General features: G+C 40.0%; 14 protein-coding genes. 10 read left to right on the forward strand and 4 right to left on the reverse strand.

The features are described 5' to 3' along the window. Window positions 1–17 precede the first annotated feature (17 nt). From PX700_RS18810 to PX700_RS18825, 4 genes are all read left to right on the forward strand, one after another. Window positions 18–671, forward strand: coding sequence for a flagellar brake domain-containing protein (locus tag PX700_RS18810; protein ID WP_479521556.1), 654 nt, complete (start codon window positions 18–20; stop codon window positions 669–671). A gap of 463 nt (window positions 672–1,134) precedes the next feature. Continuing rightward, complete coding sequence (locus PX700_RS18815) at window positions 1,135–1,347, forward strand: EF-hand domain-containing protein (protein ID WP_004335175.1); 213 nt, start codon at window positions 1,135–1,137, stop codon at window positions 1,345–1,347. Between the two features lie 139 nt (window positions 1,348–1,486). Further along, entirely contained in the window at window positions 1,487–1,699 is a 213-nt protein-coding gene (locus tag PX700_RS18820; RefSeq protein WP_415638660.1) for a calmodulin, read from the forward strand. Between the two features lie 76 nt (window positions 1,700–1,775). Then, complete coding sequence (locus PX700_RS18825; protein ID WP_415638661.1) at window positions 1,776–1,991, forward strand: EF-hand domain-containing protein; 216 nt, start codon at window positions 1,776–1,778, stop codon at window positions 1,989–1,991. 81 nt (window positions 1,992–2,072) lie between these two features. On the opposite strand, the gene trkA is transcribed toward PX700_RS18825, so the two are convergent. The 4 genes from trkA to def form a co-directional block, all read right to left on the reverse strand. Then, a complete protein-coding gene (gene trkA, locus PX700_RS18830; protein WP_004335170.1) occupies window positions 2,073–3,449 on the reverse strand; it encodes a Trk system potassium transporter TrkA in 1,377 nt (458 codons plus the stop codon). Window positions 3,450–3,535: 86 nt separating this feature from the next. After that, window positions 3,536–4,831, reverse strand: coding sequence for a 16S rRNA (cytosine(967)-C(5))-methyltransferase RsmB (rsmB, locus tag PX700_RS18835; protein WP_479521557.1), 1,296 nt, complete (start codon window positions 4,829–4,831; stop codon window positions 3,536–3,538). Continuing rightward, entirely contained in the window at window positions 4,824–5,777 is a 954-nt protein-coding gene (gene fmt, locus PX700_RS18840; RefSeq protein ID WP_479521558.1) for a methionyl-tRNA formyltransferase, read from the reverse strand. Before fmt ends, rsmB begins: the two co-directional genes overlap by 8 nt. A gap of 21 nt (window positions 5,778–5,798) precedes the next feature. Further along, window positions 5,799–6,305, reverse strand: coding sequence for a peptide deformylase (gene def, locus PX700_RS18845; RefSeq protein WP_479521559.1), 507 nt, complete (start codon window positions 6,303–6,305; stop codon window positions 5,799–5,801). 118 nt (window positions 6,306–6,423) lie between these two features. Between def and PX700_RS18850 the strand changes: the two genes are divergently transcribed. From PX700_RS18850 to hemF, 6 genes are all read left to right on the forward strand, one after another. After that, entirely contained in the window at window positions 6,424–7,542 is a 1,119-nt protein-coding gene (locus PX700_RS18850; RefSeq protein ID WP_479521560.1) for a LysM peptidoglycan-binding domain-containing protein, read from the forward strand. A 31-nt stretch (window positions 7,543–7,573) separates the two neighbouring features. Next, window positions 7,574–8,665 carry a DNA-processing protein DprA gene (gene dprA, locus PX700_RS18855; protein ID WP_479521561.1) on the forward strand — a complete coding sequence of 364 codons (1,092 nt, stop codon included), beginning with the start codon at window positions 7,574–7,576 and terminating at the stop codon, window positions 8,663–8,665. A gap of 1 nt (window position 8,666) precedes the next feature. Then, the gene (locus PX700_RS18860) at window positions 8,667–9,140 is read left to right on the forward strand and encodes a DUF494 family protein (protein WP_024593216.1); all 474 of its coding nucleotides are present in this window, start codon (window positions 8,667–8,669) and stop codon (window positions 9,138–9,140) included. 114 nt (window positions 9,141–9,254) lie between these two features. After that, a complete protein-coding gene (locus tag PX700_RS18865) occupies window positions 9,255–9,830 on the forward strand; it encodes a DNA topoisomerase family protein (RefSeq protein ID WP_166421555.1) in 576 nt (191 codons plus the stop codon). A gap of 25 nt (window positions 9,831–9,855) precedes the next feature. Continuing rightward, on the forward strand, window positions 9,856–10,419 hold the full coding sequence (tsaC, locus tag PX700_RS18870) for an L-threonylcarbamoyladenylate synthase type 1 TsaC (RefSeq protein WP_004335153.1): 564 nt from the start codon (window positions 9,856–9,858) through the stop codon (window positions 10,417–10,419). Window position 10,420: 1 nt separating this feature from the next. Next, complete coding sequence (gene hemF, locus PX700_RS18875; RefSeq protein WP_479521562.1) at window positions 10,421–11,371, forward strand: oxygen-dependent coproporphyrinogen oxidase; 951 nt, start codon at window positions 10,421–10,423, stop codon at window positions 11,369–11,371. The last annotated feature ends 31 nt before the right edge of the window (window positions 11,372–11,402 follow it).

The raw sequence follows: 11,402 nt of genomic DNA on the forward strand, positions 1-11,402 counted from the left end.
TATCTTGGAGGAAATATATGTTAGTAACAAATTTAGATAAACTGCATAAGTTAGTTAGCGGCAGTATGGTCGATTTGGAAATTCTTACTCCAACAGATAGTAAACGCTTAAAAACAGAGTTTATTGGCTTGTTAGATGATAAGTTTATTATTTTAAACTATCCAAACGCCAAACGATTAGTTAAAGCCGGTGATTATTTGAATGATGGGGTTTCCGTTGTTGTAAGGGCGTTAGTTGGAGGACAAGTTATTGCATTTCGGCAGCAAATTATGTCAATAGCGTTTCACCCGACAAAGCTAATATTTATTCATTTCCCCAAGCAAGTGCAGCTATTTGCGCTACGCTCGCAAACGCGTATACCTACCTTATTACCCGCAAAACTAAAACTAATTGACGACAGAGTACTTGAAGGCATTATTAAAGACATTTCGCTAACAGGAGTAATGTTTGATATTAGAGGCGATCAGCAGGATGAAAATCTGAAAGATATGCAATGCACTGTAATACTCAACAGTCGTGATAAAGATTTTGAAGGCGAAATTTGCAGTGTTAAAGAGCATGCCGCAGGCGTGCGTTGTGGAATTAAGTTACTAGCAAGCGAGGATGAAATGAAAACTTTTATGAAAGAGCATTTTATAGACCCTTCAGCGCTCGAACCTACCGTTGAATAAATAGCTTTTCGCTTATTTGCAACAAAAAGGTGTTTTACGTCAGTATTTATAAAATACTTTTTATTATTTTTATAATTAAAATTATTATTTAAATAAAACAATGTATTACGTATTATTTTTTGTAATTTTTTTTGTGTTATTAAATCTACCTCGTTAAAATTTATCTGAATTATTCTATAAATCCCCTTCTTGAATTTCCATACATTTAAAAATGTATCTTTTTATCTAAACATAACTATATGTTTTTAATAGTTTTAATATATCCACTTTGAAGTGCGTTGCTAAAAGGCAACAGTAATTACTTTAAAAATCTCTTCTTTTTATGAGTTTTACATTTAACTATCTGAAATTTAATAGCTTTTAAATGTTGGCATCTAAGTTGTAATAGTCTAGGTGTACTGAACGAAATCGTGATTCAAAGTGAAATACTTAATCGCACACATAAATTTGAAGGATACATATTATGAAAAGCATTAATAAAACTTTAGCACTTATCGCTATTGCATCTTCTTCAGCCGCTTTTGCTGCAACAGACTTTGACACACTTGATGTGGATGGCAGTGGCACAATTAGCCAAGCAGAAGCATCAGTAGACGCAAAATTAATGAGTATGTTCTCAGAACTTGATACTGACCAAAATGGTGAGTTATCAAAAGAAGAATTTTCAGAAGCTTAATTTAAAGTATTTATCCTGAGTTGCCAAAGACAACCTAAGTAGGCAAGGGAGTTTACGAAAGAGGATAACAAGGAAGTGAAAAATTACGTTTTAAGTTAAACGAAGCAATTTTTTTGATAGAACATTGAAGGATTAAGTTATGAAACATTTAAATAAAGCATTAGCACTTATAGCACTAGCGTCTTCTTCAGCTGCATTTGCAGCATCAGATTTTGACAGCCTTGATATCGACCGTAGCGGCACAATTAGCCCAAGCGAAGCGGCAGTCGATACAGATTTAATGGCTGAGTTTATTGAGCTAGATACCGACGTTAGCGGTGAGCTTTCTAAAGAAGAGTTTGCTAATTACTAATTAACCTCTTTAGGTTAAACATTTTCACAGTCAGGGATCTTTGAAAAGGACTTCCTATTTTACTAGGAATATTATTATGAAAACATTAAATACAACACTTGCAGTTATCGTTTTAGCATCTTCATCAGCAGCATACGCAGCAGTAGACTTTGCCTCTTTTGATGCAGATGGCGACGGCGCGATTTCAATGGAAGAAGCGAAGGTTAATCCTCAGCTTGTAAAGATTTTTGATGATTTAGATACTGATGGAAACGGTGAGATCTCTAAAGAAGAGTTTTCAAAAGTACAGTAATCAATATTTAAGTATACTCCACTAAAGCCGCCTTAGTCAGCGGCTTTTTTGTGTGTTCAATTAACAAATTAAAGGAAATAATTAAAGAAAGATAGCACTTACTTGGAATAGTTTTTCTACAACGGTAATGTGTTTTTTGTCGATTAGAAACATGATGACATGATCGCCCGACATAATAATTGTATCGTCGTGGGCTATCAGTACATCGTCATTACGTACTATTGCGCCAATAGTGGTACCCGCTGGAAGTTTTATATCGGCAATTGCACGACCAACCACTTTAGATGTGTTTTCATCACCATGGGCAACCGCTTCAATAGCTTCTGCCGCACCTTTACGTAGTGAATACACATTAACAATATCACCACGTCGTACGTGAGTTAATAGCGCTGATATAGTGGCTTGTTGCGGTGATATGGCAATATCTATTTCGCCGCCTTGTACTAAATCAACGTAAGCTCCACGCTGAATAAGCACCATGGTTTTTTGTGCGCCCATACGCTTTGCAAGCATGGCCGACATAATGTTTGCTTCATCGTCGTTGGTTACGGCAATAAATACATCAACTTGTTCTATATGTTCTTCTGAAAGTAGTTCTTGATCAGATGCGTCACCACAAAAAACGACCGTGTTGTCGAGCATTTCTGAGAGCTGCTCAGCACGTTCTTTACTGCGTTCAATAAGTTTAACGGTGTGATTTTTTTCAAGTGAGCGGGCAAGGCCTGCACCAATGTTACCGCCACCAGCGATCATAATTTTTTTGTACGAACGCTCAAGTTTTTGTAGCTCGTTCATTACTGCGCGTATATGTTTTGTTGCGGCAATAAAGAATACTTCGTCGTCGGCTTCAATAACGGTGGTACCCAGTGGCTTTATTGCTTTACCCTGGCGGTAAATAGCGGCAACACGAGTTTCTACATTAGGAATATGTTCTTTAAGTGCAGATAATGCATAACCTACTAATAAACCACCATAGTAAGCTTTTACGGCGACTAACGAGAGCATGCCATCGGCAAACTGCAATACTTGCAGAGCACCAGGGTAGTCAATTAAACGGCGAATATACTTAGTGACCAGTGCTTCTGGGGCAATGTAATGATCGATTGGTAAATCATCGTTTTGAAAAAGCTTTTCGCGGTATTTTAAATATTGCTCTGAGCGAATGCGGGCAATTTTAGTGGGGGTTTTAAAAATACTGTATGCCACTTGGCATGCCACCATGTTCACTTCATCTGAACTGGTTACAGCTATAATCATATCGGCATCTTCAGCGCCTGCACGGCGTAATACATCAGGATGCGCGCTGTGGCCCATAACCCCTTGTAAGTCGTACTTATCTTGAAGTTCACGTAATCGGTTACCATCTATATCAACAACGGTAATTTCGTTTTGTTCGCCAACTAAGTTTTCAGCAAGCGTAGCACCAACTTGCCCGGCACCGAGTATAATTATTTTCATTATTTACCCGTGGTATTGACCATAATTTAATTAAAAAAATAGCCATTTAATATCTCATAAATGGCTAACTATTCAGTGTACGGCTATTAGGCTTTTTTAACTAGTTTAGCGTAATAAAATCCATCACTTTCACCGGGTAATAACTGCAAACCAGGAGTTGTTACGGTATCGTTTTCGTGTAGCGGAATATGCTCTACGTCATCGTTATTAGCTAAAAACTTAGCAACTTGCTGTTGGTTTTCTTGTGGAAGAACCGAACACGTAGCATATACCAATGTGCCGCCTGGTTTTAACAGAGGCCAAATGCTATCAAGAATATCGCTTTGTAATTTAGATAAGTCTTCGATGTCTGATGCGCGACGTAACCATTTTATGTCAGGGTGACGGCGAATTACGCCAGTAGCCGAACAAGGCACATCAAGCAAAATACGATCAAATAACTTTTCGTCCCACCAAGTATGTGGTTGTGAAGCATCGCCACATTGTAGGTCTGCACCTAAGCCAATACGCGTTAAGTTTTGTTTAACACGTTCAAGGCGAGTTGCGTCGCTATCAAGTGCAAGTACTTCTGCATCAGCAAGCTCTAATATATGACATGTTTTACCGCCAGGTGCTGCACAGGCATCTAAAATGTAGTCATCTGCTTTAGGTTCTAAAAAGCGTGCTGCAAGTTGGGCTGCTGCATCTTGTACTGAACATGCACCCGTATCAAACTCAGGCAATGAAAATACATCGCGTGGTTTGGCAAGCTTAATCCCATCTATAAAGTCTGGGTTTAAGGTGTGTTCAATGTCGTTAGCGCTAAGCATATCGCTGTATTCTTGCGTACTAAATTGCGATTGATTTACACGTAACCACATAGGTGCTTGTTGTTGGTTTTCTGCAAGTATCTCTTCCCAGCTATCTGGATAGGCTTCTTTAACTTGTTTGATAAACCAATTTGGGTGGTTGTATAAGCACACAGGGATCAGCTTTGCTTTTTCTTCAAGCTCTGCTTGTTGGCGCTGAAAACTACGTAAAATAGCGTTTATTAGCCCTTTTAATCCTAAAGCGCGCAGTTGAGCCAGTGCGTTTACCGTTTCTGAAATGGCAGCATGCGGTGGTACGCGCATATGCTGTAACTGATAAATACCCACGTATAATAAAAACTGAAATATTCTACGTTTACCTTTTAGTGGCTGCTCTACTAAGTGTTGGCAGTAATTTTCAAGGCTCGGTAAGTAGCGTAAAACGCCGTAACAAATCTGCTGTAGCAGCGCTTTATCTTTAGGCGGCAAGCCTTGGCTTGCAAATGGAAGTTCTTGATTAAGCGATGCGCCTTTATCAACTACGTTATATAAAGTTTCAGCGGCCAGCGCTCGTACGTTTGGAACATTACTCATTGTTATCGCCTAATATTGTGCCAGGGGTAACCCAGTCACTACGACCATTTAAAAAGTCGTTAATTGCCATTGGTTTTTTACCTTGCGGTTGTAATTGCGTAATACATAAAGCATGTTCGCCACACGCCACTACTACGCCATTTTTGTCGCTTGATAAAATCTGCCCAGGATCACTTGATTGCAGCACAACCTGCGCTTGATAAATCTTTACTGTTTGCCCACCCATTTGGGTAAAGCACACTGGCCATGGATTAAAAGAGCGAATGTTACGCTCAATTTGCAGCGCGCTCATGGACCAGTCAATATTAGCTTCCTCTTTAGAAAGCTTTTTAGCGTAATTAGCAAGTTCATCATTTTGAGGCTCAGGGGTGATCTCGCCATTTGCTAATTTATTAATGGTTTCAATTAACGCGTCTGGACCTAGCTCAGCAAGCTTTGTATATAAACTAGCGCTAGTTTCGGTCGTGCTAATAGGGCAGCGGCTTATATGTAGCATATCGCCGGTATCTAGCCCTTCATCCATTTGCATTATTGTTACGCCGGTTTGTTCATCACCTGCCCAAATTGCGCGTTGAATAGGTGCAGCACCGCGCCAGCGCGGTAATATAGAACCATGCACATTTAAACAACCCAAACGTGGAGCTTCTAATATAGCTTTAGGTAAAATTAAGCCATACGCTACAACAATCATAATGTCGGCATTTAAGCTTGTTAGCTCTGCTAGTGCTTCATCATTTTTTAATGACTGTGGCTGAAAAACCGGTAAGTTGTGCTCAAGCGCTAGCGCTTTCACTTCACTGGCTTTTAATTTTTTACCACGACCTGCAGGGCGATCTGGCTGGCTATATACACCCACTATTTGGTGTTCGCTTTGTATTAGCGCTTGTAAATGACGTGCGGCAAAGTCCGGCGTCCCGGCAAATATAATGCGTAATGGTTGAGTCACTGAGTTTTCCTAAGGTGCTTATTACTGTTCTGCAAACTTGGCTTCTTTTTCAAGCTTTTTACGAATACGTTGGCGCTTTAATGGAGATAAGTAATCAATGAACAGCTTACCTTGAAGGTGATCTAGTTCGTGTTGAATACAAATAGCCAGTAATTCATTTGCATCTAATACAAATTCTTCACCGTTTTCGTTAAGTGCAGCGACTGTTACTGTTTCTGCTCGGTCTACTTTTGCGTACGAGTTAGGTACTGATAAACAGCCTTCTTCGCTAACAGTAGATCCGTCTTTTTTGATGATTTGTGGGTTAATTAATACCAGTGGCTCATCTCGCTCTTCTGATACATCAATAACAACTATTCGTTGATGAATATCTACTTGCGTAGCTGCAAGCCCAATGCCATTTTCATCGTACATTGTCTCTAGCATATCTTTTACAATTTGACGTACTGTGTCGTCAACTTGTGCAACATCTTTTGCTATAGTACGTAAACGCTCATCTGGAAATCTTAAAACTTCTAACCTAGCCATAGTTACCTTTTTCACTTGTGCTTAATTTAGGGTGTTGTATGCTCTTATTTTAGCCATTCGCGTTCACCTTTAACAGGTTTTGGGCAATAATAATGAAAAAACAATACGAGGAAGCTCAATGAAATCTCCATTACTTGCGATCGTGCTTGTGTTTAGTGCTGCGTTTCCCGCAGTTGCTGATGTACTTAAAATAAAAAAAGATGCACCAAAACAGTATGTTGTAAAAAAAGGTGATACGCTCTGGGATATTTCTGGCATCTATTTAAATGAGCCCTGGCTCTGGCCTGAACTTTGGCAAATGAATCCACAAATTGATAACCCTCACTTTATTTACCCTGGTGATGCATTGGCGCTTATATACGATGCAGATGGAAACCCGCGTTTAGTGATCAATAAAGCTTATAGAAAATTGTCTCCTCAGGGTCGCATTACGCCAAAAGGGCGTAATGCTATTACCACTTTGCCGCTTGAAATGATTAAGCCTTACATTAGCTTTGAGCAAGCAATGAACAGTGATGATATTAAAGGTAAGCCTTATATTTTAGGCGCTAACGAAAATACTAAAACACAAACGTTAGGCCATATTTTATATGTTAAAGGCGACTTACAAGTACATAAAGCATATGCCATTTACCATAAGGGTGACCCCTACACTGATTTAAACGGTGAAGTGTTAGCAACGCGTGCATCTTACGTGGGTATCGCACGAGCGTTTAGATCGGGTGACGAACACAATGGCGTGCCTTCGTCATTACGTGTTGAATCTGTTAAACGAGAGATTCAGCAAGGCGATTTTTTAATGCCGGCAATGGAAGGTCAAATGCTTCCAGCGTACTTTAATATACACCGTCCATCTGAGCCTGTAACAGGTAATATTATTGCTTCGCCACGCCACGTTAGAGAATTCAGCACAATGGATGTTGTGGTGCTAAACTTAGGCAGTGAACAAAATATAGAAGCGGGTCATGTATTAGATCTCGAACGTCAATCGCCAACGGTTATTGATGGTCCTCGTGGCCCTCGTTACCCAGAAGATTCTAGTAAATACGAGAAGCTTTTATCTGATGCAAGCCAATTATTTGGTGGTGAGTCTGACGAAGAAAATACAACGTGGACTATGCCTAAAGAAAAAGTTGGCGAGCTAATTGTCTTTAAAGTGTATGACAAAGTAAGTTATGCATTAATAACTAAAAACCAGCACCCAATTCGCATTGGAGATATTGCAGTTATTCATTAAGAAGTAGCGAGTCGGTGCTCTAGGAGAGAGCATGGATCAGTCATCTGGCAAGCTAGCCCACTGGCTTGCCTTTTATATGTGTAAAGGGTTGGGTATAAAAACCCTTTTAGCATTATCTACACATTATTCCCTTGGGTCGTTATTCGACTTACCCCATGACAAGCTTTTAAAGCTTGGATTAACTGCTAATCAAGCGAGTAATTTACTCAACACTAATTGGCAGCAAGTAAATCATTATGAGCAATTAATTGCGCAGCAGGGCATTACCGTAGTCTGTATTTTTGATGCGCTTTATCCTGAGGATCTTCGTCAGATTTCCAGCGCGCCTTTATTACTATTTTGCAGGGGCGATGTCTCGTTATTAGCTACGCCGCAAATTGCAATAGTAGGAAGTCGTAATGCGACACGCACCGGGCTTGAAATAGCCTCAGAATTTGCATACGAGTTAACTTTGGCTGGTATTACAGTTACTTCAGGTATGGCACGGGGAATAGATGGAGCAGCGCATAAGGGCTCTCTTGCTGGTACGGGTAAAACTATAGCAGTGCTCGGTACTGGGGTTGATATTTACTATCCAAAACGCCATAAACTATTAACAGACCAAGTTTTAGAAAGCGGCCTGCTGGTGAGTGAGTTTTTACCCGGAACGGCGGCGCATGCACATAATTTTCCGCGTCGTAATCGTATTATTTCTGGGTTATCGTTGGGAGTGCTTATTGTTGAGGCTGAAATTAAAAGCGGTTCGTTAATAACAGTACGCTATGCGCTTGAGCAAAATAAAGAGGTGTTTGCAGTACCGGGTTCTATCAAAAACCCGTTAGCGCAGGCAAGTCATTTTTTAATAAAGCAAGGCGCTAAGCTAGTAGAAAACGTAGCCGACATTCTTGATGAGGTGAGTTTTACTTACGACAGTAACTTAGGTAATAAAGAGCAACCGATTCAAGCCAATTCTCAATGTGAGGTTTTAAATAGTATTGGTTTTGAAGTAACCAGCGTAGACGACATTGTACGTCGTGCTCAGTGGCCCATAGATAAAGTACTCGCGAGATTGCTCGATTTAGAATTAGACGATCAGATTGAGCGCGTGCTAGATGGTTATATTAAGTTAAGCGCAGGAAGGTAATATGTTTGATATTCTTTTATATCTTTTTGAAAATTACATTCATAGCGAAGCGGATATATTTGCCGAGCAAAATGAGCTAACCGATGAGTTATTACGCGCGGGTTTTAATAAGCCTGAGATATTTAAAGCGCTTGATTGGTTAGAGCAACTGGCCGACTTACAACACAGTGACGAATCTCCTTATTTAATAGCTAACCCTAAAGATGCAGTGCGTATATTTACCGATAGCGAGTGCCAAAGGCTCAGTGCTGAGTGTCGTGGCTTTTTAATGTTTATTGAGCAAATAGGCGTTATTAACAATGTGACTCGTGAAATGGTAATGGACTGTTTAGCCTCACTCGATAAACCAAACATAAGCTTAGAGGATTTAAAATGGATTGTGCTTATGATTTTGTTTAATGTTCCTGGCTCTGAGGAGGCATATGAGCAAATGGAAGATTTGATTTTTGATGAGCCCAGCGAACTTCTTCATTAGAGTAAATTATCTTGATTGTACTCAAATTACTTAAACGGATAAGCACGGCATTGCTTGTATCTTTAAGTGGTTTGGGTATATTAGGCGAAAATTCACCAACCTATTAGGATCACCATGAGTAAAATCGACCATTCGCTTTTCTCGGCGAACAAGCACGCCCTCGAAAAAGAATACGAGATATGCCCACAGTGTGGTTCAGAGTTAGTGATCCGCAATAGTAAATCAGGCCCTTTTTTAGGATGTGCAAGTTATCCTAAATGCGATTTTATTAGACCGTTGGCACATCATGATAGTAATGAAATCAAAATATTAGAAGATTCGGCATGTCCTGAGTGTAGCAAACCGCTGGTGGTTAAAAATGGTCGCTACGGTATGTTTATTGGATGTACGGGTTATCCAGAGTGTCATTACATTGCTAACGAAAATGAAGAAAAACAAAGCGAAGACACTTTGCCTAGTTGCCCAAAATGTAAAAAAGGGCATTTAGTCGCGCGTAGTAATAAGTTTGGTAAAGTATTTTACTCTTGTGATTGCTACCCAAGTTGTAAATACACACTTAATAACAAACCGGTCGAACACCCTTGCCCACAATGTAATTGGCCAATCGTCATAGAAAGAAATATGGCAAACGGTACATTATTGCAATGCCCACAAAAAAGTTGCATGCATAAGCTCGCCCCAACTGAATAACGTTTAATTATATCTGGAGACTACTTTGTCAGACCTTTCAAATACGCCCACTGCAATAACATGCTTAACGCAAGGCGAAGTTATTTTATACCCAACAGAAGCTGTGTATGGTTTAGGTTGCGATCCAGATAATCAACAAGCCGTTGAGGCACTATTAGCTATTAAGCAGCGTCCGGTTGAAAAAGGGCTTATTTTAATTGCTGATAATTACGGGCAGTTATTAAAATACGTAGATGATGCAAAAATACCAATGGATAAACGCGCTGATATTTTTTCCAGTTGGCCTGCTGCAATTACATGGGTTATGCCCGCTTCTAAAAATACGCCTAAATGGTTAACTGGGCAGTTTGATACCATTGCAGTAAGAGTAACAAACCATCCAACAGTAAAACGTTTATGCCAAGAGTTTGGTAAGCCACTAGTATCAACCAGTGCAAACTTAACAGGGCAAGAAACTGTTATTAGTATTGAGCAAGCTAAAGCGCAATTTGCAGAGCAAGTTGGTTTTTACGTTGACGAGCCGTTAGGTGGTAATACTCAGCCAAGCACAATAAAAGACGCCATGACTGGCAAAATATTTAGAGGTTAATATGCAAAGCGAATTATTAGATCAAGTAAAAGCATACTTTATGGCTTTGCAAGACACTATTTGCCAAGGTTTAGAGGCCGCAGATGGCAGCGCTAAATTTATAGAAGATAATTGGCAGCGAGCCGAAGGCGGTGGTGGTCGTACGCGTGTAACTACAAACGGTACTGTAATTGAGCAAGGTGGAGTTAATTACTCACACGTATTTGGCGCTTCAATGCCTGGCTCTGCAACAGCGCATAGGCCAGAGCTTGCAGGGCGAAGTTTTCATGCATGTGGTGTGTCGTTAGTTATCCATCCAAAAAACCCTCATGTACCAACAAGTCATGCCAATGTGCGCTTTTTTATAGCTGAAAAAGAAGGTGAAGACCCAATATGGTGGTTTGGTGGCGGGTTTGACTTAACTCCTTTTTATCCAGTATTAGAGGACGTACAACATTGGCATCAAGTTGCTCATGATATTTGCGCACCATTTGGCAGCGAAGTTTATCCAAAATACAAAACCTGGTGCGACGAGTACTTTTATTTAAAGCACAGAGATGAGACGCGCGGAGTAGGCGGTTTATTTTTTGACGACTTAAATGAACTGGGCTTTGAAAAGAGCTTTGCGTTTATGCAATCGGTGGGTAATGGCTTTTTAGATGCTTACTTACCAATTATAGAACGTCGCAAAAATGACGAATACACAGAGCAACAACGTGATTTTCAGCTTTATCGTCGCGGACGTTATGTAGAGTTTAATTTAGTATGGGATAGAGGCACTTTATTTGGATTGCAAAGTGGCGGACGCACAGAGTCTATATTAATGTCTATGCCACCACTTGCACGCTGGGAATATAACTATAAACCAGAGCCAAGTAGCCCAGAAGCTAACCTATATCAGTACTACTTACGCCCGCAAGAGTGGCTAACTAGTCAACCAAGTGAGCTGATAGCCAGAGAATGGCAATTATAATAATTATACAGTAATCAAAATGGCGCTAATT

This window comes from Pseudoalteromonas sp. TP27, from assembly GCF_056470645.1.

Excerpts from the sequence above, each read along its gene's own strand:
- PX700_RS18810 (WP_479521556.1), top strand. The coding sequence starts at position 18 with ATGTTAGTAACAAATTTAGATAAACTGCATAAGTTAGTTAGCGGCAGT.
- PX700_RS18815 (WP_004335175.1), top strand. The coding sequence starts at position 1,135 with ATGAAAAGCATTAATAAAACTTTAGCACTTATCGCTATTGCATCTTCT.
- PX700_RS18820 (WP_415638660.1), top strand. The coding sequence starts at position 1,487 with ATGAAACATTTAAATAAAGCATTAGCACTTATAGCACTAGCGTCTTCT.
- PX700_RS18825 (WP_415638661.1), top strand. The coding sequence starts at position 1,776 with ATGAAAACATTAAATACAACACTTGCAGTTATCGTTTTAGCATCTTCA.
- trkA (WP_004335170.1), bottom strand. The coding sequence starts at position 3,449 with ATGAAAATAATTATACTCGGTGCCGGGCAAGTTGGTGCTACGCTTGCT.
- rsmB (WP_479521557.1), bottom strand. The coding sequence starts at position 4,831 with ATGAGTAATGTTCCAAACGTACGAGCGCTGGCCGCTGAAACTTTATAT.
- def (WP_479521559.1), bottom strand. The coding sequence starts at position 6,305 with ATGGCTAGGTTAGAAGTTTTAAGATTTCCAGATGAGCGTTTACGTACT.
- PX700_RS18850 (WP_479521560.1), top strand. The coding sequence starts at position 6,424 with ATGAAATCTCCATTACTTGCGATCGTGCTTGTGTTTAGTGCTGCGTTT.
- dprA (WP_479521561.1), top strand. The coding sequence starts at position 7,574 with ATGGATCAGTCATCTGGCAAGCTAGCCCACTGGCTTGCCTTTTATATG.
- PX700_RS18860 (WP_024593216.1), top strand. The coding sequence starts at position 8,667 with ATGTTTGATATTCTTTTATATCTTTTTGAAAATTACATTCATAGCGAA.
- PX700_RS18865 (WP_166421555.1), top strand. The coding sequence starts at position 9,255 with ATGAGTAAAATCGACCATTCGCTTTTCTCGGCGAACAAGCACGCCCTC.
- hemF (WP_479521562.1), top strand. The coding sequence starts at position 10,421 with ATGCAAAGCGAATTATTAGATCAAGTAAAAGCATACTTTATGGCTTTG.